This is a genomic window from Kitasatospora sp. NPDC096204, from assembly GCF_044763205.1.
GTDB lineage: Bacteria > Actinomycetota > Actinomycetes > Streptomycetales > Streptomycetaceae > Kitasatospora.
In genome coordinates this window covers 1-22,340 of the sequence record NZ_JBIWFT010000012.1, presented here as the reverse complement: position 1 = coordinate 22,340, position 22,340 = coordinate 1, and the positions used below count along the sequence as shown (strand labels likewise).

Sequence of the window (22,340 nt, the reverse complement as noted above, 5' to 3'; positions counted from 1 at the left end):
CATCGGCGTTCGGGCATGTGTTGCGACTGCGAAGCCTATGGTCAACGCGCGTAGCTGTCAGGACGTCGAACGTAACGAGAGGATTACCTACTGACGAACCATCGCCGTCCGCGGGGTGCGGAGCCTGCGGAGACGGCCGCCGCGACGCCCCCGAGGAGCCCTCAGACCCCCGGCTCGGACGCCAACTGCCGCTCCGCGCGCTCCCGTTCGGCCACCGCGTCCTCGGTCATCGCGCGGTCCGTGTAGACCAGCGGACGCTCGGCCTCGGTGATGATGTGCTTGACCACCTGGACGTTGCCGTTGACGTCCCAGACCGCGATGCCCGGCGACAGGGTCGGGATGATCTCCACCGCCCAGCGCGGCAGGCCCAGCACCCGGCCGGTGGCCCGCGCCTCCTCGGCCTTCTGCATGTAGATCGTCCGGGTCGAGGCCATCTTCAGGATCGCCGAGGCCTCCTTGGCCGCCGCGCCGTCCACCACGTCGGACAGGTGGTGGACCACCGCGACGAAGGACAGGCCGAGCCGGCGGCCGAACTTCAGCAGCCGCTGGAACAGCTGGGCGACGAAGGGGCTGTTGATGATGTGCCAGGCCTCCTCGACCAGGAAGATGCGCTTCTTCCGGTCCGGCCTGATCCAGGTGTGCTCCAGCCACACCCCGACGATCGCCATCAGGATCGGCATCGCGATCGAGTTGCGGTCGATGTGCGAGAGGTCGAAGACGATCAGCGGCGCGTCCAGGTCGATGCCCTCGGTGGTCGACCCGTCGAACATGCCGCGCAGGTCGCCGTCGACCAGCCGGTCCAGCACCAGCGCCACGTCCAGGCCCCAGGACTGCACCTCGTCCACCGCCACGCCCAGCGACTCCACCGAGGACAGGTCGGGGTTGCGCAGGGTGTCGATGATGTCGTCCAGCACCGGCTGCCGATCCGTCACCGAGGCCACCACGTGGGCGTGCGCGGCCTTCAGCGCGAAGCCCGCCCGCTCCTCCAGCCCGCGCCCCATCGCCACCTCGACGATGGTGCGCAGCAGCGACAGCTGGCCGGTCTGGGTGATCGCCGGGTCCAGCGGGTTGAGCTTCACCCCGCCGTCCCGGGCCGCCATCGGGTCCAGCCGGATCGGCTTTATGCCCAGCGCGTTGGCGATCAGGTTCCACTCGCCCACGCCGTCCTCGCCCTGCGCGTCCAGCACCACGACCTGGCGGTCGCGGAACCTCAGCTGCCGCAGCACGTACGTCTTCTCCAGCGCCGACTTGCCGTTGCCGGACTCGCCGAGCACCAGCCAGTGCGGGGCGGGCAGCTGCTGCCCGTACAGCTGGAACGGGTCGTAGACGTACCCCTTGCCGCTGTACACCTCGCGACCGATGATCACACCGGAGTCACCCAGGCCCGGAGCCGCCGTGGGCAGGTAGACGGCCTGCGCCTGGCCGGTGGAGGTGCGCACCGGCAGGCGGGTGGTCTCCACCTTGCCGAACATCAGGCTGGTGAACGCATCGGTGAGGTTGCCGAGCGCCATGGACGGCCTCCTGACGGGTCAGCGGTGGACGGGGGGTGCGGGTGTTCGGGGGGCGTGCGGCCGTGCTCAGCGGCGGATGCCGGTGGCGAACGGAAGCGTGTTGACGAAGGCCCGGTGGTGCTCGCGGTCGCACCACTCCAGCTTGAGGTAGCTCTTGCCGGCCGAGGCCCGGATGGTCCGCTTGTCGCGGGCCAGCGCGTCGGGGTTGCGCGAGGAGACCGTGATGTAGCCGACCAGGTTCACCCCGGCCGCGCCGGAGGCCAGGTCGTCACCGCGCTGGTCCACCCGGCCGGTGTGGGCCAGGTCGCGCGGGTCGACCGTGCGGTTCATCTTGGCCGCACGGCTGGCCTCGGCCTCGTCGTTGGTCTTCTCGGTCAGCATCCGCTCGATCGCGACGTCCGTGGGCTCCAGGTCCATCGTCACCGCGACCGTCCGGATCACGTCCGGGGTGTGCACCAGCAGCGGCGCCAAGAAGTTGACGCCCACCGGGGTGAGCGGCCACTCCTTGATCCACGCGGTGGCGTGGCACCACGGCTCCCGGGTCGCCGACTCGCGGGTCTTCGCCTGCAGGTACTGCGGCTGGGTCGCGTCCAGCTCGGCCGGCCAGGCGTTGCGCCGGGACATCGCCTGGATGTGGTCGATCGGATGGTCCGGGTCGTACATCGAGTGCAGCAGCGAGGAGAGCCGGGCCTGACCCAGCGGCTGGCGCACCCGGATGTCCGCCTCGGCCAGCCGGGCGCAGATGTCGGTCAGCTCGCGCGCCATCACGGCCGCCAGCCCCTCGTCGTCCCGCGCCCGCCGCCCGGTGGCCGTCCGGCCCATCGCGTGCGCCTCGGCGGCCAGGTCCCGGGTGTAGTGCATGCAGGCCACCAGGTACGCCCGGTGCTGCTCCGAGGAGGTCGACACCATCGACTGCAGTTGGTCGTACGAGTCCTGCAGCCAGCGCGGCGCCGACGGGTCGCCGCGCCGCTCGACGTCCTTGGCGTGCGCGTCCGGATCGGCCGGCAGGGTCCGGGCCAGGATCTGCAGCCGCGTCACGAAGCCGTCCCCGTTGGCGACGTGCTTCAACAGCGTCCCGAACCGGTCGACCAGGGCCTCCTGGTCCTCCGAGTCACGCAGGCCGACGCCCGGGCCCTCGATCTCGATCGCGGCCGTCACCGTCCGACGCTCCAGGTGCATCAGCACCCCGACCTCGTCCGGCCCGAACGGCGCCGTCAGCCAGCGCAGCCGCCCCACCCCCGGCGGCGGGCCGACCTCCACCTCCCGGCCGTCCAGCCGGGTGCCGGCGTCCATCACGTCCGAACGCCACACCGCCCGCCCGCTGCGGACCGTCCGGCGGTAGGTGCGGTTGATCTCCACCCACTTGTAGAACGTCCGCTTGCGGTACGGCACGTACACCGCCGCGATGGCGAGCGCCGGCAGACCGACCAACCCGCCGATCCGCAGCGGCAGGATCGGCATCAACAGGCCCCAGAGCATGCCGAGGAAGGCCCCGAGGATGATCAGCATGATCTCGCCGGACTCCCGGTTCCGGCCGATCGGCGCGTTCGGGCGGGCCTTGCCGATCAGGTAGGTGCGGCGCTGGTGCACGTACGGCTGGGCGTACTGGGCACCGTACTGGCCCAGCGGTTCGCTGCTCACTTACCCGTCACCCTCCCTTCGCTGGATTGCTGTCGCGGATCGGAACCGAAGCCTGCGGGGGCCCGCCCTGCGGCGGTGGCGTCGGCGTCCGGCCGGCGTGGGCGGCGATGCCCGGCGCGACCGAACCGCCGCCCGCACCCCCGCCGCCACCCGTGCCCGCCGCCTGCGCACCGCGGTCGCCGTGGGTCGTGATGCCCTGCTTCATCAGGTTCGCGGTGCCGTTGATCATCGCCGAACCGGCCTGCACGGCGTTGGCCCTGGCCCCGCGCATGTTCAGCATCTCGTCGCCGAAGCCCGGCACGAAGCGGTAGACCGAGGCACTCGCGAAGATCGACAGGAACAGGATCGCCAGCCCGGACAACACCCGGGCGAAGTCGTCGTCGGCCCCGGCCCCGGTCGCCACCGCGCCCGCCAGCCCCAGGATGACCACGATGATCGGCTTCGCCAGGTCCACCGCCAGCATCACCCCCGCCCAGCGCCGCACGTGCTTCCACAACTGCCGGTCCACCAGCCCCGCATACACCGCCGTACCCAGCAGCGCGCCGACGTACAGCATCGCCGCCCGGATCAGCAGCTCGATCCAGAGCACCGCCGCCGCCAACACCGCGACCAGCGACACGATCACCAGGATCAGCGGACCGCCGCCCACGTCACCCTTCTCCAACGTGTCGGCGAACCCACCCAGGTACGACCCGGTGTCCGTCTTCGTCCCGACCGCTATCGCCTTGGTCAGCCCGTCCGTCACACTCACCACGGTGAACAGGATCAACGGCGTGAACGCGGACGCCACCACCGTCAACCACAGGAAGCCGATCGCCTCCGAGAACGCCGTCGTCAGCGGCGCCCCCCGCACCGCCCGCTTCGTCACCGCCAGCAGCCACAGCACCAGCGTGATCACCGTCGACACGGCGAACACCACGGCGTACTGCTGCAGGAACGACGCATTGGTGAAGTCCACCTGCGTCGTCCCGTCGATCGCCCCCGACAACTTCCGCACCACCCACGCCGCGGCCTGCGCACAGCTCTTGGCCAACGACCCGAGCGGATCGGTCACAGTCCCGACGGTGCCGCTCCCGGGGAGGGAGCCACCGGGCTTGGAGGCGCAGTAGACGTCGCTACCAGGCAAGGGAAGGACATCGCAGTTGTTGCTGGCTGAAGGACTCGGGCTTGGCTCAGCCATGGCCCGGGACGCCATACCGATGGCTGCGGCCTGGAACAGAACAAGGGCCGTTACGATCCGGCCGAAGCGAGGAAGCCGCTTCCCGTTCGCACTGTCAACGTGCATAGCGGAACCCTCCGAACTGCTCTGCTGATCCGGCGATCTCATCCGCTGTGGCCGCTTGCTGGTCGCCCGGCAGCGGGGCCGGGCCTGACTTTCGAGTGAAGTCGGTGAGCTTCCAGTCGCTGCCCGTCCAGTGCAGCGAGAGCGTGAGGGTGAACCAGTTGGTGGTCACCGGCTGGACGGAGCGCTCGCCGGCGAGGCCGGTGAGGCCGGTGCACCACACCTCGACCTTGGCGTCGCCCTCGTTGAAGCCCGTCGACTTGGCGCCGACCGGGACGGTGCGACTGACGAAGGTGAGGCCCTTGGGCGCACGGCCCTGGGAGTCGAGGCCGTAGCGGGTGACGGTGTCGCCGCCGAAGCCCTGGTCGAGTCGGCTCTGGAGCCCCGCCAGTGCGCCCGGGTCGGCGATGGTGGCGACGATGCCGTGCCGGCTGTCGGTGCGGAACATGTCCGCGGAGCCGATCGCCACCGCGAAGTTGGTGGCGGCCGACTGGGCGCCGGGCTCGGTGTGCGGGTAGCCGGTCGGGATGCCGTTGACGGTGGTGCCGACGGGTTGGTCGCCGCTGGGGGCGGGGCCGGCGCCGGCGTCGGCGCGGGCGGCGGAGGGGCCGCCGCCTCCGGTGCCGGATGTGACGCGGTTGGCGATGGCGACGGCCACCACGAGCAGGGTGACGACGACCAGGACGGCCAGCAGGGCGCGCAGCGGTCGGGCCTGACGGGGGTTCGGCTGGGAGGAGGACTGTTCGCCGACCGGCAGGCGCGTGCGGGTGCGCGGCTGGTCGTCGGACAACGGCACGGCGGCCCTCCAAGTGCGGGGAGCCGGGGCGGCTCCGGGGGGCCTCCGCCCGGGGGCGGGCGGGCGGAGGGCGGGGACGGGGATGGACTCCTGGCGGGCCGGCCGTCGGAGGGGGTCCGGACGGGGCCCCGGCCTCAGGCAGGTCGGACTAGTGCTGTCCGATCGTCAGATCGCCATGCCGTAGACAATGGTGAACAGAGTGCCGAGCGATCCGATGATGAACACGCCGGTCAGACCGGCGACGATCAGCCCCTTGCCCTGTTCGGCGCCGAAGCTGTCGCGCATCGCGGTCGCTCCGATCCGCTGCTTGGCCGCACCCCAGACCGCGAGGCCGAGGCAGACGAGGATGGCGACGGCCATGATGACCTCGACCATCACCCGCGCCTCCGACCCGAGGCTCGCGAACGGCCCCCAGTCCGGCGCGATTCCGCCGATGATGGTGTCGATGTTCGGCTTCTTGGGGGGGTCCTCGGCCAGGTAGCCGACCGCATTGGTGTGCACGCTGCTCAGGTTCATTTCCATCTCACCGCCCGATCAGGCAAATTCAAGGGCCCGGACCCGGCCCGCGCGAAGGGTCGGTACCTATTCTTGGCCAGATCTGATGTCGACTTGGCTACTTCTCGCGAATTGGTCGTGAGGCATCGGGCACGTACGCGAGGATGTACACCGTACGAAGGATAGCGCTCACTGTTCGTATCTCTGATGATTGCGGTGAGCAACGCCTTCCGGGACACTTCGACTGACGATTCGTCGGGATGGTGCTGATGGTACTCCGGAAGGCCGGTACGGCCGCCGCCGCTGCGGGAGTTGTCGCGTTCGGGTTCATCGGGCTGGTGACGATGGGGACTTTTGCGGCAAGTGGGACGCCGCAACAGTCGGCGAATCGTTCCGCCTTGTCCCCCGGAACGGTCCCCGCGGCCTACCAGGATCCGATCCAGCGGTGGGGCTCGCTCTGCCCGGAGATCTCCCCGCCGATGCTCGCGGCACAGCTGTACCAGGAGAGCGGTTTCGACCCCAGGGCCCGGTCCGGGGTCGGAGCGCAGGGAATGGCGCAGTTCATGCCGGACACCTGGCCCGCGTACGCCACCGACGGCGACGGGGACGGCAAGGCGGACCCCTGGAACCCGCTGGACGCGATCGCCTCGGCGGCGACCTACGACTGCGCGATCGCCAAGCGGGTCGCGAAGTACCCGGGCGACCCGCAGGCCAATCTGCTGGCCGCCTACAACGCCGGCGAGGGCAACGTGGAGAAGTACAACGGGGTCCCGCCGTTCAAGGAGACCCAGGGCTACGTGCGGAACATCCAGGCGATGGCCCGCAGCTTCGCCGCGCCGGCCTCGCCGACCGCTCCGCTGGAGGTGTCCCCGCAGTCGTCGGCCGCGATCTACTTCGCGCAGACCAAGCTCGGCACCCCGTACCTGTGGGGCGGTGAGGGCCTGCCCTCGCAGAACGGGCGGTTCGACTGCTCGGGTCTGACCCAGGCCGCGTTCGCCAGTGTGGGCATCACCCTGCCCCGGGTGGCCAACGACCAGTGGTACGCCGGGCCGCATCCGTCGCGCGATCAGCTGCGGCCGGGCGACCTGGTGTTCTGGGCGACGGACCTGAGCGATCCGCGGAGCATCCACCACGTCGGGATCTACGTCGGCGGCGGGTACATGATCAACGCGCCGCACACCGGTGCGGTGATCCGCTACGACAAGATCGACACCAGGGAGTACATCGGCGCGACCCGGGTCACCTCGGACGGCGCCCAGGCGCTGCCGACCCGCAACGACGACGGCGCGGTCAACGCCCCGAGCCGGCCGGGCGGGACGGAGCCCACCGCCCCGGCGGGGAACCGGGGCGGCACCCAGGGCGGTGCGCAGGGCGGCGCCCCCGCGGCCCCGGCGCCCCCCTCCCGGTCGGCGGTCGCGGCGCCGCCCGCGCCGGCCGGGCCGAGCCCCGCCGGGTCGGGACGATAGGCCCGGTGCGGCGGGGACGGCCGGGACCTGTGTGCGCGCTGTGGACGCTGAGTCAAGTTTCGATAACCGCGCGTTTCCGTGGAACGCTGTGCCCCGGAAATGACGTTTCCTCCGGTGGCCCCTCGTCAGCACCCCGCACCGGGCGGGCCCCGGCCACGACGACCAGGTGCAGCGGACCAGAAGGAGGTGCGGCGTGTCGACGCCGCTTGCCGACACGACCAACCCCGACCTCGACCTGCTCTACGCCGTCAACGGCCTGGCCAAGCGCTCCCCGCAGTGGCTGGACCACCTGGTCTCGTGGATCGGCGAGTACGGCATCCTGATCGGCCTGGCGATGCTCGGTCTGGTGGCCTGGCTCCAGGCCAGGCGCCGCCCGGACGCGCCGGTGGCGATGGCCGGGCTGCTCTGGGTGCCGCTCTCGGTGGCCGTCGCCGAGCTGGCCAACCTCCCGATCGCCGCGATCGTGAACCGCCCGCGCCCCTTCGTCGACCATCCGGGGCTGCTGGTGCTGGTGGACGGCAAGGCCGGCACCCACTCCTTCGTCAGCGACCACTCGACCATGACCATGGGCGTCGCGGTGGCGCTGTTCCTGGTGAACCGCAGACTCGGCTGGATCGCCGGCGGGCTGGCGCTCCTCCAGGGCTTCTGCCGGATGTTCATGGGGGTCCACTACCCGACCGACGTGATCGGCGGTTTCGCGCTCGCGGTCGCCGTGGTGCTGCTGCTGGCGCCGATCGCGATGGCGGTGCTGGTGCCGTTCTGCCACGCGCTGAGCCGGACGGCGGTCGCCCCGCTGATCCGGGCGCCCGAGCGCGGCGGAACGGCCCGCGGCGGGGTCGCCGCGCGCGGCCGTCGGCGCGGTCGCGGGGCGGTGCGGACCGGGGAGCAGCCGCCGGAGTCCGACCTCGCGGCCTGACCTCGCGTCCGCCCCCTCCCGCGGCCCCGCGGGGGCGCCAGGGGTCCGACTCCGGATCAGTCCGGCTCGGCACCGTTCGCCGCGCCGTTGCCGGCATCGTTCTCGGCGAGGTGGTCGGCCCCCTCGCGGCGGGCCAGGTCGCGGGAGCGGCGGGCCGGGGCGTACCAGCCACAGCTGCAGGTCGCGAAGGCGAAGGAGCCGCGCTCGCTGATCGCGAGGCGGTGTTCGGGCATCCGGGCGGTGCCGGGGGCGACCGGCAGCTCACTGTGCACGTGGCTCACCGTAACGTGCCACGGGCCCCGGCGCGAAGCTCCCGTCACACGGGCCGCCGTAACCCTTCGCCTCCCAACTCGTTTGCCCGGAAAGAGCTCTGCCCACCCGGTGGTGGCCGGCGGGGCTGTCGGGCCCGAGGGGGTTGTCGCGAGGATGAAGATGACCGACCAGCAGCGCACCGGACGGTCGGCACGCCGTCCGGGTCCGCGCCTGCGCGCGGCGGCCGGGGCCGCCCTGCTCGCCGCCGCCCTGGCGGCGGGGGCCGCCGGCTGCTCCGGCGGCTCCGTCGACGGCTCCTCCGACCAGCAGTCGGGCGCCCCCGACCAGCTCGCCGCAGACGCGCTGACGGCGGTGCGCAACGCCGCCGACATCACCGGTCGCACCGGTTCCGCGCGCACCGCGACGGAGCTGGTCACCGAGTCCGCCGAGAAGAAGGCCTCGTTCAGCGGCACCGGCGGCTACGACTACGTCAAACGGATCGGCCGGCTGGAGGTCCAGGTGCCGCCGGGCGCGGCGACCACCGGGAAGATCGTCGAGGTGGTCCTGCCGGGCACCGTCTACCTCCAGAACAGCGGCGCCAAGGTTCCCGAGGGCAAGTGGGTCAAGCTGGACGTGCGCCAGCTGCCGGACGGCAACCTGGTCAGCAGCGGCGCCACCGACCCGGCCTCGGCGGTAGGGGCGCTGCGCGGGGCGCAGAAGGCGGAGGCGGTGGGCACCGAGACCGTCGACGGGGTCGCACTGCACCACTACCGGGGCACCCTGGACCTGGCGAAGGCGGCCGACGCGACCGGCGGCCGCGGCGGTGACGGCCTGCGGATGGGCGGGCAGACCTTCACCGTCAAGGAGGTCCCGTACGACGCCTGGCTGGACGACCAGGGCCGGCTGCGCAAGGTGGTCGAGGTGTTCACCTTCGCCGGGGTGGCCGGATCGAAGGAGGCCAAGGACCAGGTGAGGGTGACGTCGACGACCTCGCTGACGGACTTCGGCAAGCCGGTGGAGGCGGCCGAGCCCTCGGCCTCGGACATCTACCAGATGAAGCCCACGGAGAGCCCGAAGTAGGACGGGTCGGACACGCCCCGGGTCGCCGGGGCAGCGCTCCGACGCCGGGGCGAGACGGGGTGCCACCGGGGCGGGTGGCCGTCCGGGGAGCGACGGCCACCCGTTTCGGCGGCGCCGAGATGGCCCGTCCGTGCCATGTGGACGGGCCCCGAAGTGCCTAGGCTGGACCCCGGGTGGCTGCCGCCCGGGCTGGCGAGGCACTGAAGGGGTGGTGCAGGTGGTGTCGTCCACGGGTGGCCGCAGCGGCGGCCACGACGACGCGGCCCTCGACGAGATCGATCTGGCCGGCGAGCTGATGATCGCCGCGACGGCCAGTTCCGGCGACCGGCTGCCGACCGAGCGGATCGACGAGGTACTGCTGGACCGGGCCGAACCCGGGCAGGCCGACCGGGAGGCCGACGGCTAGCGGGCGCCCGGGGGCGACGCGCCCCCGGGGCCGCGCTCAGCTGCGCAGCAGGCGGCTGATCGCGGCGGTGGCCTCCGCGACCTTGGCGTCGAGTTCGGTGCCGCCCTCCTCGGCGGCCGCGGCGACGCAGTGCCGCAGGTGCTCCTCCAGCAGGGAGAGCGCGAAGGACTGCAACGCCTTGGTGCTGGCCGAGACCTGGGTGAGCACGTCGATGCAGTAGACGTCCTCGTCGACCATGCGCTGCAGACCGCGGATCTGGCCCTCGATCCGGCGCAGCCGCTTGAGGTGGGCGTCCTTCTGCGCGCTGTAGCCGTGCGGGCCGTGGTGCCCCGTCGGAGCGTGGTCGGCGTGCGGGTCGGTCCCCTGTGCCTGCTCCGGCTCGGTGCGCGCTTGCGTCGTGGTCATCGGCCCCGCCTTCGTCTCAGTGCCTGGTGGCTGCGTCGGCCACCAGTGTCCAACACCGGGGCCTTCCGTGGTGTTCCGACGGCCGACCCGGCATGTGCCACTGGGCCCGGGAGTGGGTGCCGGCCGGTTCGCCCGTCTGGGCGGCGACCCCGTCTTCCACGCGCACGACGGGGACAATCCGGTCGAGGTTCCGTCAGACTGAGGGTTCGAGTCCACGTGTGGTGGTGCGGCCCGGACAGCCGGTGCGACCGTCGAACGGAAGGGGAGGTTCCGGCTCCTGCCCCGACACCCCGTTTGCGTGATTGCGCTTGGTTGCACCTAGCATCGTTCAGTCCCTACCCCGCACATCGGAGATTTCCGTGCGTTTTAGCCTGACCCCGAAGGAGACGAGCTTCTACGACATGTTCGCCGCCGCGGCGGAGAACCTCGTCGTCGGATCGAAGCTCCTTTTGGAGCTGCTGGGATCAGACGTGTCGGCCCGTGCGGAGATCGTCGAGCGCATGCGCGCCGCCGAACACGCCGGGGACGACACCACCCATGCCGTCTTCCACCAGCTGAACTCGTCCTTCATCACGCCCTTCGACCGCGAGGACATCTACAGCCTCGCCTCGTCGCTGGACGACATCATGGACTTCATGGAGGAGGCCGTCGACCTGGTCGTCCTCTACGACATCCAGACCCTGCCGAAGGGCATCGAGCAGCAGATCGAGGTGCTGGCGCGCGCCGCGGAACTCACCGCCGAGGCGATGCCGAACCTGCGCAGCATGTCCAACCTGACCGAGTACTGGATCGAGGTCAACCGGCTGGAGAACCAGGCCGACCAGATCCACCGCAAGCTGCTCGCCCACCTGTTCTCCGGTCAGTACGACGCCATCGAGGTCCTCAAGCTCAAGCAGGTCGTGGACGTCCTTGAGGAGGCGGCGGACGCGTTCGAGCACGTCGCCAACACGGTGGAGACCATCGCCGTCAAGGAGTCCTGACCCCCGTGGACATGGCAGCACTCATCGCCGTCGTCGGCGTTGCGTTCTTCTTCACGTACACCAACGGCTTCCACGACTCGGCGAACGCGATCGCCACCTCGGTCTCCACCCGGGCGCTCACCCCGCGGGCGGCGCTGGCGATGGCCGCGGTGATGAACCTGGCCGGCGCGTTCCTCGGCAGCGGCGTGGCGCACACCGTCTCCAAGGGGATCATCGAGACCCCCACCGGTGACCAGGGGATGGTGATCCTGTTCGCGGCCCTGGTCGGGGCGATCGCCTGGAACCTGGTCACCTGGTACTTCGGCCTCCCGTCCTCCTCCTCGCACGCGCTGTTCGGCGGCATGGTGGGCGCGGCGCTGGCCGGCGGCGTCGACGTGATCTGGGGCGGCGTCCTCGACAAGATCATCATCCCGATGATCGTCTCGCCGGTGGTCGGCCTGGTCGGCGGCTTCCTGGTGATGCTGGCGATCCTGTGGATCTTCCGCCGGGCCAACCCGCACCGGGCGAAGCGCAACTTCCGGGTCGCCCAGACCGCCTCGGCCGCCGCGATGGCCCTGGCGCACGGCCTCCAGGACGCCCAGAAGACCATGGGCATCGTGGTCCTGGCCCTGACCATCTCCGGCCACCAGTCCGGCAACGGGATCCCGGTCTGGGTGAAGATCTCCTGCGCGACCATGCTCTCGCTGGGCACCTACGCGGGTGGCTGGCGGATCATGCGCACGCTCGGCCGCAAGATCATCGAGCTGGACCCGCCGCAGGGCTTCGCGGCCGAGGCCACCTCCGCGACGGTCATGTACATCACGTCGTTCGTCTTCAAGGCGCCGATCTCCACCACCCACGTGATCACCGCGGCGATCATGGGCGCGGGGGCCACCAAGCGGATCCGCGCGGTGCGCTGGGGCGTCGCGAAGAACATCGTGCTCGGCTGGTTCATCACGATGCCGGCGGCCGCCATCGTCGCAGCGCTGGTGTACTGGTTCGTCCACCTGTTCTGGGGCTGACGCCCCGGCAGGACGCGTGAACGGACAGGGCCCGCCCCCACATCTCGGGGGCGGGCCCTTTTCCATGTCCCGCGGCGGCACCGCCATGCAGCACCACGGGACAGCTCGGGTCCGTCGCGCTCCCCGTGCCGGGGGCGCGACGGGGTCCGGTCTAGCCGAAGCGGCCGGAGATGTAGTCCTCGGTCGCCTGGACCTGCGGGTTGGAGAAGATCCGCTGGGTGTCGTCCAGCTCGATCAGCTTGCCCGGCTGGCCGACGCCGGCCAGGTTGAAGAAGGCGGTGCGGTCGCTGACGCGGGCCGCCTGCTGCATGTTGTGGGTCACGATGACGATGGTGAACTGCTCCTTCAGCTCGCCGATCAGGTCCTCGATGGCGAGGGTGGAGATCGGGTCGAGCGCGGAGCAGGGCTCGTCCATCAGCAGGACCTGGGGCTCGACCGCGATGGCGCGGGCGATGCACAGGCGCTGCTGCTGACCGCCGGAGAGGCCGGCCCCCGGCTTGTTCAGCCGGTTGTGGACCTCCTTCCAGAGGTTGGCGCCCTTCAGCGAGTTCTCCACCACCTCGTCCAGCACGGACTTCTTCTTCACGCCGGCGAGCCGCAGGCCCGCGACCACGTTGTCGTAGATCGACATGGTCGGGAACGGGTTCGGGCGCTGGAAGACCATGCCGATCGAGCGGCGCACGGCGACCGGGTCGACGTTGGAGGCGTACAGGTTCTCGTCGTCCAGGAGGACCTTGCCCTCGACCCGGGCGCCGGGGATCACCTCGTGCATCCGGTTGAGGGTCCGCAGGAAGGTGGACTTGCCGCAGCCGGAGGGGCCGATGAAGGCGGTCACCGAGCGGGGTTCGATGCTCATCGAGATGTCCTCGATGGCCTTGGTGGAGCCGTAGTAGGCCGACAGTCCGCTGACGTCGATGCGCTTGGCCATGATCGTTGCTTCTCTCGTCTGTCTCGTACGTCAGTCGGTCGCTCAGTGCCCGCCCTTGGGCGAGCGCCAGCGTGCGATGCCCCGGGCGATGAGGTTGAGCCCCATCACGAAGGCGATCAGCACCAGCGCCGCACCCCAGGCACGGGCGTAGCCGAAGTCGTTGTTGACCTGCGAGTACTGCGTCCAGATGTACATCGGCAGGGACTGCTGCGGCCCGTCGAACGGGTTGCTGTTGATGTAGTCGGCGCCGAACACCAGCATCATCACCGGGGCGGTCTCACCCGTGATGCGGGCGACCGCGAGCATCACACCGGTGGTGATGCCGCCGATCGCGGTGGGGAGGACGATCCGCAGGATGGTCTTCCACTTCGGCACGCCGAGCGCGTAGGAGGCCTCGCGCAGCTCGTTCGGGACGAGCTTCAGCATCTCCTCGGTGGACCGGACCACGACCGGGATCATCAGGATCGCCAGCGCGAGGCTGCCCGAGAAACCGGAGTAGCCGAAGCCCAGGGCGAGGTTCCAGAGCGAGAGGACGAACAGACCCGCGACGATCGACGGGATGCCCGTCATGACGTCGACGAAGAAGGTGACCGCCTTGGCGAGCTTGCCGCGGCCGTACTCGACCAGGTAGACGGCGGTCAGCAGACCGATCGGCGCGGCCATCGCGGTGGCCAGGCCGACCTGCTCCAGGGTCCCGATCAGCGCGTGGTAGATGCCACCGCCGGGACCGGACTGGATCACGCCCTTCATCGAGTGGTTCAGGAAGTTCCCGTTGATCACCTCGATGCCCTGCTGGACGGTGTAGACCGTCAGGGCCACCAGCGGGATGACCGCCAGGATGAAGGCGACCCAGACCACCGAGGTGGCGACCCGGTCCTTGGCCTGCCGGCGGCCCTCGACCCGGGCCGCGAGGACGTAGCTGATCAGGACGAAGAGCAGGGCCGAGATCAGGCCCCACTGGATGTGGCTGGCCAGTCCGGCGACCGCGCCGATCCCGCAGCCGAGGGCGATCGAGCCGGCGGCGATGGCGGCCGGGGCCCACTTGGGCAGGCGGTTGGCGGTCAGCGGACGGGCGACGGGCCGGGCGTCCTCGACGACGACGGTGGCGGTCATGCGTTGGCCCCCGAGTACTCCTTGCGGCGGGCGATGATCATTCGCGCGGCGCCGTTCACCAGCAGGGTGATGACGAACAGGACGAGGCCGGAGGCCATCAGCGCGTCGCGGCCGTTGGTGCCGGCCTCGTTGAACTTCAGCGCGATGTTCTGGGCGAAGGTTCCGCCGCCGGCGTCCAGGATGTGCAGCGACAGGACGTTGCTGGCGGAGAGCACGATCGCGACCGCGATGGTCTCGCCGAGCGCGCGGCCGAGGCCGAGCATCGAGGCCGAGATGATGCCGGGGCGGCCGAACGGCAGCACCGCGGTGCGGATCATCTCCCAGCGGGTCGCGCCGAGCGCGAGCGCCGCCTCCTCGTGCATCCGCGGCACCTGGCGGAACACCTCGCGGGAGACCGCGGTGATGATCGGCAGGATCATGATCGCCAGCAGGATGCCGACGGTGAACAGGTTGCGCGGGGTGCCGGTCCTGGTCTGGTCGAAGATGTACGTCCAGCCCAGGTAGTCGTTGAGCCAGCTGGTCAGGCCGTCCAGGTGCGGCACCAGGAAGAGCGCGCCCCACAGGCCGTAGACGACGCTGGGGACGGCGGCGAGCAGGTCGACCAGGTAGGCGAACGGCTGGGCGATCCGGCGCGGCGCGTAGTGCGAGATGAACAGCGCGATCCCGATGGCGACCGGGACGGCGATGGCCATCGCGATGACGGCGCTGACGATGGTGCCGAAGGCCAGGACGGCGATGCCGAAGACGGGCTTCGGGGCGTCCGGCGTCCACTCGAAGGTGGTGAGGAAGTTGCCCTCGTTGGTGCTCAGGGCCAGCGCCGACCGCCAGGTCAGGAACGCGGCGATCGCGGCCATGATGACCAGCAGCAGGATGCCCGAGCCCCGGGCGAGGTTCATGAAGATCTTGTCGCCGACCCGGCTGTCGCGCGGCCGGCGTTCCCTGCCTCGCGGGGCGGCAGGGGAGGATGAAGTCATTGGTCTACTCCGGTCTGGTGGCGCCGCCCCGGAAGGGGGACGGCACCATGGCGGCGGTGCCCCGGACGTGGTGCTGGGTTGGTGCGTTCCGGTGGGGGCGGCCCCGGCCCCCCTCGCTCACGGGGCCGCCCCACCGGGGGTCCTGTCGGGTCAGGCCAGGGTGGCGATGACGCCGTTGACCTTGTCGGTCACGGCCTTCGGCAGCGGGACGTAGCCCTTCTCGCCGATGGCCTTCTGGCCGGCGTCGCTGGCCGTGTAGGTCAGGAAGGACTTCAGGGTGTCGAGGGTGTCGGCCTTGTTGCCCTTGTCGCAGACGATCTCGTACGTGATCAGGACCAGCGGGTAGGAACCCTCTTCCTTGGTCGCGTAGTCGAGCTTCAGCGCGAGGTCGCTGCCGGTGCCGGCGGCCTGGGCCTTGCCGATGGTGGTGGCGGCGTTCTCGGCGGTGGCCTCGACCGGCTTGGAGGCGCCGGTGTTGATCGCGGCGCTCTTCAGGCTGTTGGTCTGGGCGTAGGCCAGCTCGACGTAGCTGATCGAGTTCTTGACCTGCTTGACCTGGGCCGAGACGCCGGCGCTGCCGTTGGCCGACTGGCCGCCCTTGCCCGCCCAGGCCTTGCCGGCCGGGTAGGACCAGGCGCCGCCGCCGGCGGCGGCGAAGTACTTGGTCAGGTTCTCGGTGGTGCCGGCGTCGTCCGAGCGGTGGAAGGTCTGGATGTCCGCGTCCGGCAGCTTGGCGCCCGGGTTCAGGGCGGCGATCGCCGGGTCGTTCCACTTGGTGATCTGCGAGTCGAAGATCTTGGCGGCGGTCGGGCCGTCCAGGACCAGCTTGTCGACGCCGTCGACGTTGTAGACCAGCGAGATCAGACCGCCGACCATCGGCAGGTCGATGCCCTGGCCGCCGGTGCAGACCGCCTTGGAGGCGTCGACCTCGGCCGGCTTGAGGGCCGAGTCGGAGCCGGCGAACTGGATCTTGCCCTGGTTGAACTGCTGGATGCCGGCACCGGAGCCGCCACCCTGGTAGTTGATCGTGGTACCGGAGCAGGCGGCGGCGAAGCTGGTCTTCCAGACGTCCATCGCGGCGCCCTGGGCGGTCGAACCGGCGGAGATCAGCGAACCGGGCTTGCCACAGTTGATCGCGCCGGCGGCCGCGGCGGAACCGCTGGAGCCACCGGAGGCGGTCGTGTTGTTGTTGTCGTCCGACCCGCAGGCAGCGAGCGACAGCGAGCTGACGAGCGCCATGGCACCGATCGCGAGGGCCTTGGAGCGGCCGTTCCGCTGGAGCTTCACAGGGGTGTCCCTTTCTGTGGCATTGCCCTCTGCGCGGACCGTACGCGTACGGTCCAGCGCGGGTTCTGCTGTGGTCCGGGGCCCGTTCGGCCCTCCGGTGGTCCCGAAGTTAGGCCGGGTAAGTGACACGACAGCCGGTCACAAGTGAACGGAGAGTGAACCTCGAAGGGATGACAGGAAACTACGTCAGGTAGTAACGGTTGCGTCACGGCGAGGGCGCGGGAAGATCACTTCCACCATTCCTTCACCGTTGCGGCCCCTCCGCCCGCACCGGCTCCGCCCCCAGAACCGCCAGCAGGGCGTCGACCAGCACCCGGTCGTGGTCGTGGGTGAGCCGGGCACGGGCCTTCCCGGCCGGCAGCCACTCCAGCCGGTCCACCTCCCGGTTGGGCCGGAACGACCCGCTCGACGGCACCGCCGCCCAGTAGCGGACCTCCTTCAAACGGCCCTGCACCCGGTAGTGCCGGGTGGGCAGCTCCGGGCCCAGCAGGCAGTCGAACCCGGTCTCCTCCCGGACCTCGCGCAGCGCCGCCTCGACCACGCCCTCGCCGGGTTCGAGCTTGCCCTTCGGCAGACTCCAGTCGTCGTACTTGGGCCGGTGGATCACCGCGATCCGCGGCCGCCCCAGCCGGCCGCTCTTCTTCGGCCGCCCCGGCAGCCACAGCACCGCACCCGCCGCCAGCACCACCGGGGCGTGCTCCGCCCCGCTCCCGGCCCGGGACTCCGCCCGTCCGGTGCCCGGGCGCTCGCCCACCTCAGACCGCCCCGGGCACGCCGGGGTGCCCCCAGGCGTCGGCCGGCACGAGCTCCAGCCAGCCGTCCGGGCCGGGCGGCAGGTCGGGCCAGCGGCGGCCGACGGCGTACCGCGCCGACTCCACCTCCAGCCGCTGGTCGGCGTGCACCACGCCCAGCACGTACGCGGTCGCCGGTGTGATCCGCGGGGTGCGCGCCGCGGTGGCGGCGGTGACGGCGGCGTCCGCCGCCTCCTGCTGCCGGGCCAGCACCAGGTCCAGCTCGTCCAGCTCGGAGGACGAGCGGCCGCACACCTCCAGCGCGTACCGGGCCCGCTTCACCAGGATCCGCAGCCGGGACCAGGGCGCGTCGTCGGCCGCCAGCGCGGTGTCCGCGTCCGTCGCCCCGCGGGACGCCGGCACCGTGCCCAGCCGGCGCAGCCCGTCCCCGCCGTACGGCGTCGCGGCCCGCCGCAGCGGCAGTTGCTGGGCGCCCGCGGACAGCGCGGCGAACGCGGTGGCGGCCTGCGGCAGCAGCACCGCCGGAGCACGGCCGCCCGCCGACTCCAGCAGCGGCGCCTCGCCGACCAGCAGGGTCATCCGGTCCGCCAGCGCGTGCAGCCGGGCGGAGCGAAGCTCCTGGAGCACCGTGGAGTGCGCCCTGGTCCGGGCCAGGGTCAGCTGCCGGTCCAGCAGCGCCCGCGCCTTGGGGGCACCGGCGTGGCCGGCCAGCATGCCCGTCCCGTCCGGGTCGGTGCCGCTCAGCGAGTCCAGCGCGCCCAGCAGCCGGGCCGAGCGGCGGATGTAACCGGGCTCCAGCGCGAGCAGGTTGAGCAGCCAGCGCAGCTCGGTGCGCGACTCCTGCGCCCAGGTCTGCTCGAAGAGCGAACCGAAGGTGTGCAGCAGCCCGCCGACCCGCCGGACGGCCCGCAGCAGGTCCGAGGTGCCGGCCGACGGGACGATCGAGGCCGTCCCGGGTCTGGCGCCGACCTCGCCCACCGCCAGCGGCAGCGCGCGCAGGAAAGCGCCGGCCTGGGCGGTGAGGTGGCGGGAAAGGATGTCCCCGGCGGTCGCTGTGGAGGCCGCCTGGGCCGTCATCGGCGCTTCGGTCATGGCGTGGTAGATCCCCGTTCCCCCGGGGTGCTCCCGGAGCTGGTGGCCGACCGCCGGGGCGACTGTGCCCTCTCGTGGGCCACTGCCCCGGCGGCTTCGCATCAGTGGACGCGTCAGCGCGAGGTGGCGGCGCGGCGGCGCTGGCGCGAGTCGATCAGCAGGTCCTGGACGTGTCGCAGCGGCCGGCCCTCGGCGTCCTGGGAGTGGCGGGCCCACGCACCGTCCGGCCCCAGGTGCCAGGACTCGGTCTCGTCCGACACCCCGAGGTCGATCAGCCCGGACAGCTCGGCGCGGTGCGCCGGATCGGTGATCCGCAGCAGCGCCTCGATCCGGCGGTCCAGGTTGCGGTGCATCATGTCGGCACTGCCGATCCAGACCTCCGGATCGCCGTTGTTGCCGAACACGAAGACCCGGGAGTGCTCCAGGAAGCGGCCCAGGATGCTGCGGACCCGGATGTTCTCGCTCAGCCCCGGCACGCCCGGGCGGATCGCGCAGATCCCGCGTACCCAGACGTCCACCGGCACCCCGGCCTGGGAGGCCCGGTACAGCGCGTCGATCACGGCCTCGTCGACGATCGAGTTGACCTTGAGCTTCACGTAGGCCGGGCGGCCGTCCCTGTGGTGCGCGATCTCGTTGTGGATCCGCGAGACCAGCCCGTCGCGCAGCCCGCGCGGGGCGGTCAGCAGGCGGCGGTACGACTCGCGGCGCGAGTAGCCGGAGAGCCGGTTGAACAGGTCCGAGAGGTCCGCGCCGACCTGCGGGTCGGAGGTGAGCAGGCCGAGGTCCTCGTACAGCCGGGCCGTCTTCGGGTGGTAGTTGCCGGTGCCGACGTGCGAGTAGCGGCGCAGGGTGTCGCCCTCCTGCCGGACCACCAGCGAGAGCTTGCAGTGCGTCTTCAGCCCGACCAGGCCGTACACCACGTGACAGCCGGCCTCCTCCAGCTTGCGGGCCCACTTGATGTTGGCCTGCTCGTCGAAGCGCGCCTTGATCTCGACCAGCACCAGCACCTGCTTGCCGGACTCGGCCGCGTCGATCAGCGCGTCGACGATCGGCGAGTCGCCGGAGGTGCGGTACAGGGTCTGCTTGATCGCCAGCACGTCCGGGTCGGCGGCGGCCTGCTCCAGGAAGGCCTGCACCGAGGTGGAGAAGCTGTCGTACGGGTGGTGCAGCAGGACGTCGCGCTCGCGCATCGCGGCGAAGATGTCCGGCTGGGAGGCCGACTCGACGTCGGTCAGCCCGCGGGCCGTACCGGCCACGAACTTCGGGTACTTGAGCTCGGGGCGGTCCAGGTCGGCGATCCCGAACAGCCCGGTCAGGTCCAGCGGCCCGGGCAGCGGGAAGACCTCCGCCTCGGTGATGTTCAGCTCCCGCACCAGCAGGTCCAGGATGTACGGGTCGATCGACTCCTCGACCTCCAGCCGGACCGGCGGGCCGAAGCGCCGCCGCATCAGCTCCTTCTCCAGGGCCTTGAGGATGTTCTCGGTGTCGTCCTCCTCCACCTCCAGGTCCTCGTTGCGGGTGACGCGGAAGGCGTGGTGGGCCAGCACCTCCATCCCCGGGAAGAGCTCCTCCAGGTGGGCGCCCATGACGTCCTCGAGCGGGACGTACCGCTGGGGCGAGGCCTCGAGGAAGCGGGCCAGCGACTGCGGCACCTTGACGCGCGCGAAGTGCTTGTGCCCGGAGACCGGGTTGCGCACCACGACGGCCAGGTTGAGCGAGAGCCCCGATATGTACGGGAAGGGGTGCGCCGGGTCGACGGCCAGCGGGGTCAGAACCGGGAAGATCTTCTGCCGGAACAGCGTGTGCAGCCGGGCCTGCTCCTTCTCGGCCAGCTCCGACCAGCGGACCACCTCGATGCCCTCGGTGGCGAGGTCCGGCAGCACCTCCTGCTGGAACGCAGCGGCATGGCGGGCCATCAGCTCGCGCGAGCGGGTCCAGATCAGGTCCAGCACCTCGCGCGGCTGGAGGCCGGACGCGCTGCGCTGGGCGACGCCGGTGGCGATCCGGCGCTTGAGGCCGGCCACACGGACCATGAAGAACTCGTCCAGGTTGCTGGCGAAGATCGCCAGGAACTTCGCCCGCTCCAGCAGCGGGATACCCGGGTCCTCGGCCAGCTCCAGGACCCGCTCGTTGAACGCGAGCCAACTGCGCTCGCGGTCCAGGAAACGGCCCTGCGGCAACGCTTCGAACTCCTCTTCGTCCGTAGCCGGCAGCTCCGGCGGAACGCCCAGCGCGCCGGACATCCGGGCCGTGGGCGACAGCGGGGCAGAGACGGGGCGGGGGATGCTCATGAGCTCCAGCTCCTCCAGCAGCAGGACGGCGTCCGGACGCGAATGGCTCTGCGGGCCGTCGCCCTCGCCCCGGGCCGGACCCGGGGACAGCACCCACCCTCCGGGTGCGGTCCGTACAGGACCGGCCGGCGCGTGGCGGTCGACTCTGCACGAGCGAGACACTACGGACTTCATCCTGTGATCTTCGCGGCAGCAATTGAATCCACGGTAAACACCGCATGGCCAGGAGGAAAGCTGAGTCGGTCGGGGCAAGAGGCGTCGCCGTCCCGTCCCTCGCCCACGACCGCTCGGGGGGCCGCCCCAGCGCTCAGGACGACCGGGTCGCCCGGTACCGGGCTCGGTACATGAGGTCCACCTCGTGAACGGTGAACCCCAAACGTTCGTATACCCGCACGGCGGCCGGATTGTCAGCGTCGACGTAGAGGAGAACGGTGTCCAGCCCGCGCTCGCCCGGACCGGTGCCGGTCAGGTGGCGCAGGCCCGCCGCGGTGAGCGCCCGGCCGAGGCCGCTGCCCTGCTCGGCCGGGTCCACCCCGACCACGTACACCTCACCGAGCTCGGGCTCGGCGGCGCTCGCCGGATGCACCTTCGTCCAGTGGAAGCCGACCACCTTGCCGTCACGGGTGGCGAGGAAGAAGCCGGTCGGGTCGAACCAGGGCTCGGCGATCCGTTCGGCCAGGTCCTGCTCCGTCCAGGAACCCTGCTCCGGGTGGTGGGCGAAGGCCAGGGCGTTCAGCCGCAGCCACTCGGCGTCGTCCTCCCCGGGACGGAAAGCGCGGAGCTCGATGCCCTCGGGAACGGCCACCTCCTCGGTCTGCCGGCCGGTGCGGCGCATCTGCCGCAGCTCGCGGACCAGCTCGGCGCCGTACGCCTCGGCCAGGTGCCGGGCCGCCGGGTGGCCGCCGTGCACCCAGAAGTCCACCGCGTCGTGCCCCGCCCGGTGGGCCTGCACCAGAACGGTGTCCACCAGCGGGCGGGCCAGGCCGCGGCCGCGGGCGGCCGGGTCGACCACCAGCTCGGCGGCGGGGTTCGCGGCGGGGTTCTCCGGTACTTCGAGCTGGCCGTAGCCGAGGACGGCCGGGTTCTTCTCCCCGGCCCCGGCCCCGGTCTGGGTCTCGGTCTCGGTCTGGGTCTCGACGAGGTGGATGACACCCGGGCGCGGAGTCTCCGCGTTCCGCAGCCGGAGCCGGCCCTGCTCGGACACGGCCGCCCGGCCGTCCACCGCCTGGGCCTCCGCCAGAACACGCAGAGCGCCGTCGCGCTGCTCGGGCCGGAGCACATCGTTCGCAATGACCGCTGTCTGATCGTCCATGCACCGACGATACGTCACCGGAAATGCGAAAAGCCCCTGATCCGAATGGATCAGGGGCTTTCCAGAAGAATTGTTCGGCGGCGTCCTACTCTCCCACAGGGTCCCCCCTGCAGTACCATCGGCGCTGTGAGGCTTAGCTTCCGGGTTCGGAATGTAACCGGGCGTTTCCCTCACGCTATGACCACCGAAACACTATGAAACTGTCAACCAGACACCCTCTATCGGGCGGGTCGTTGTTTCAGAACAACACAGTGGACGCGAGCAACTGAGGACAAGCCCTCGGCCTATTAGTACCGGTCAACTCCACCCCTCACAGGGCTTCCATATCCGGCCTATCAACCCAGTCGTCTACTGGGAGCC

At 71.1% G+C, this 22,340-nt stretch carries 20 protein-coding genes, 2 rRNA genes and 1 pseudogene; 6 read left to right on the top strand and 17 right to left on the bottom strand.

What is annotated here, in order from left to right:
• Window positions 1–161 precede the first annotated feature (161 nt).
• From ACIQ87_RS15280 to ACIQ87_RS15260, 5 genes are all read right to left on the bottom strand, one after another.
• Window positions 162–1,511 (bottom strand): ATP-binding protein, encoded by a 1,350-nt coding sequence (locus ACIQ87_RS15280; RefSeq protein ID WP_402406149.1) that lies wholly within the window; start codon window positions 1,509–1,511, stop codon window positions 162–164.
• Between the two features lie 66 nt (window positions 1,512–1,577).
• Window positions 1,578–3,152 carry an SCO6880 family protein gene (locus ACIQ87_RS15275; protein WP_402406147.1) on the bottom strand — a complete coding sequence of 525 codons (1,575 nt, stop codon included), beginning with the start codon at window positions 3,150–3,152 and terminating at the stop codon, window positions 1,578–1,580.
• Between the two features lie 7 nt (window positions 3,153–3,159).
• On the bottom strand, window positions 3,160–4,437 hold the full coding sequence (locus ACIQ87_RS15270; protein WP_402406145.1) for a hypothetical protein: 1,278 nt from the start codon (window positions 4,435–4,437) through the stop codon (window positions 3,160–3,162).
• Window positions 4,427–5,230, bottom strand: coding sequence for a hypothetical protein (locus ACIQ87_RS15265; RefSeq protein ID WP_402406143.1), 804 nt, complete (start codon window positions 5,228–5,230; stop codon window positions 4,427–4,429). Before ACIQ87_RS15265 ends, ACIQ87_RS15270 begins: the two co-directional genes overlap by 11 nt.
• 165 nt (window positions 5,231–5,395) lie before the next feature.
• Window positions 5,396–5,746, bottom strand: a complete 351-nt coding sequence (locus ACIQ87_RS15260; protein WP_402406141.1) for a hypothetical protein — start codon at window positions 5,744–5,746, stop codon at window positions 5,396–5,398.
• Between the two features lie 248 nt (window positions 5,747–5,994).
• Between ACIQ87_RS15260 and ACIQ87_RS15255 the strand changes: the two are divergent.
• A pseudogene (locus tag ACIQ87_RS15255) lies at window positions 5,995–6,996 on the top strand (NlpC/P60 family protein); the annotation flags it as partial.
• A 388-nt stretch (window positions 6,997–7,384) separates the two neighbouring features.
• Window positions 7,385–8,107, top strand: coding sequence for a phosphatase PAP2 family protein (locus ACIQ87_RS15250; protein WP_402406139.1), 723 nt, complete (start codon window positions 7,385–7,387; stop codon window positions 8,105–8,107).
• Window positions 8,108–8,163: 56 nt separating this feature from the next.
• On the opposite strand, the gene ACIQ87_RS15245 is transcribed toward ACIQ87_RS15250, so the two are convergent.
• On the bottom strand, window positions 8,164–8,379 hold the full coding sequence (locus ACIQ87_RS15245; protein ID WP_402406137.1) for a hypothetical protein: 216 nt from the start codon (window positions 8,377–8,379) through the stop codon (window positions 8,164–8,166).
• A 160-nt stretch (window positions 8,380–8,539) separates the two neighbouring features.
• Between ACIQ87_RS15245 and ACIQ87_RS15240 the strand changes: the two genes are divergently transcribed.
• Both ACIQ87_RS15240 and ACIQ87_RS15235 read left to right on the top strand, forming a co-directional pair.
• Window positions 8,540–9,439 (top strand): hypothetical protein, encoded by a 900-nt coding sequence (locus ACIQ87_RS15240; protein ID WP_402406135.1) that lies wholly within the window; start codon window positions 8,540–8,542, stop codon window positions 9,437–9,439.
• Window positions 9,440–9,656: 217 nt separating this feature from the next.
• On the top strand, window positions 9,657–9,845 hold the full coding sequence (locus ACIQ87_RS15235; RefSeq protein ID WP_363394422.1) for a hypothetical protein: 189 nt from the start codon (window positions 9,657–9,659) through the stop codon (window positions 9,843–9,845).
• A 36-nt stretch (window positions 9,846–9,881) separates the two neighbouring features.
• Here ACIQ87_RS15235 and ACIQ87_RS15230 read toward each other — a convergent pair whose 3' ends face one another.
• Window positions 9,882–10,250, bottom strand: coding sequence for a metal-sensitive transcriptional regulator (locus tag ACIQ87_RS15230; protein ID WP_392882659.1), 369 nt, complete (start codon window positions 10,248–10,250; stop codon window positions 9,882–9,884).
• Window positions 10,251–10,609: 359 nt separating this feature from the next.
• Here ACIQ87_RS15230 and ACIQ87_RS15225 point away from each other — a divergent pair, with 359 nt between their 5' ends.
• Window positions 10,610–11,230: a DUF47 domain-containing protein gene (locus tag ACIQ87_RS15225; RefSeq protein WP_030059626.1), complete on the top strand. Its 621-nt coding sequence runs from the start codon at window positions 10,610–10,612 to the stop codon at window positions 11,228–11,230.
• Between the two features lie 5 nt (window positions 11,231–11,235).
• Entirely contained in the window at window positions 11,236–12,231 is a 996-nt protein-coding gene (locus ACIQ87_RS15220; protein ID WP_392882662.1) for an anion permease, read from the top strand.
• A gap of 151 nt (window positions 12,232–12,382) precedes the next feature.
• Here the strand turns inward: ACIQ87_RS15220 and pstB are convergent, their stop codons facing one another.
• From pstB to ACIQ87_RS15170, 10 genes are all read right to left on the bottom strand, one after another.
• Complete coding sequence (pstB, locus tag ACIQ87_RS15215) at window positions 12,383–13,159, bottom strand: phosphate ABC transporter ATP-binding protein PstB (RefSeq protein WP_402406133.1); 777 nt, start codon at window positions 13,157–13,159, stop codon at window positions 12,383–12,385.
• 42 nt (window positions 13,160–13,201) lie between these two features.
• Entirely contained in the window at window positions 13,202–14,272 is a 1,071-nt protein-coding gene (gene pstA, locus ACIQ87_RS15210) for a phosphate ABC transporter permease PstA (protein WP_402406131.1), read from the bottom strand.
• Window positions 14,269–15,246 carry a phosphate ABC transporter permease subunit PstC gene (gene pstC / locus ACIQ87_RS15205; RefSeq protein WP_402406129.1) on the bottom strand — a complete coding sequence of 326 codons (978 nt, stop codon included), beginning with the start codon at window positions 15,244–15,246 and terminating at the stop codon, window positions 14,269–14,271. The genes pstA and pstC overlap by 4 nt, the downstream gene beginning before the upstream one ends.
• A gap of 150 nt (window positions 15,247–15,396) precedes the next feature.
• Entirely contained in the window at window positions 15,397–16,533 is a 1,137-nt protein-coding gene (gene pstS / locus ACIQ87_RS15200) for a phosphate ABC transporter substrate-binding protein PstS (RefSeq protein WP_402406128.1), read from the bottom strand.
• Window positions 16,534–16,777: 244 nt separating this feature from the next.
• Window positions 16,778–17,287 carry an NUDIX hydrolase gene (locus ACIQ87_RS15195; RefSeq protein ID WP_402406126.1) on the bottom strand — a complete coding sequence of 170 codons (510 nt, stop codon included), beginning with the start codon at window positions 17,285–17,287 and terminating at the stop codon, window positions 16,778–16,780.
• A gap of 1 nt (window position 17,288) precedes the next feature.
• On the bottom strand, window positions 17,289–18,377 hold the full coding sequence (locus ACIQ87_RS15190) for a CHAD domain-containing protein (protein WP_402406125.1): 1,089 nt from the start codon (window positions 18,375–18,377) through the stop codon (window positions 17,289–17,291).
• 113 nt (window positions 18,378–18,490) lie between these two features.
• Window positions 18,491–20,692, bottom strand: a complete 2,202-nt coding sequence (locus ACIQ87_RS15185; protein ID WP_402406486.1) for an RNA degradosome polyphosphate kinase — start codon at window positions 20,690–20,692, stop codon at window positions 18,491–18,493.
• A 283-nt stretch (window positions 20,693–20,975) separates the two neighbouring features.
• The gene (mshD, locus tag ACIQ87_RS15180; RefSeq protein WP_402406123.1) at window positions 20,976–21,980 is read right to left on the bottom strand and encodes a mycothiol synthase; all 1,005 of its coding nucleotides are present in this window, start codon (window positions 21,978–21,980) and stop codon (window positions 20,976–20,978) included.
• Window positions 21,981–22,052: 72 nt separating this feature from the next.
• Window positions 22,053–22,169, bottom strand: a 5S ribosomal RNA gene (gene rrf, locus ACIQ87_RS15175).
• 78 nt (window positions 22,170–22,247) lie between these two features.
• A 23S ribosomal RNA gene (locus ACIQ87_RS15170) occupies window positions 22,248–22,340 on the bottom strand; the annotation flags it as partial.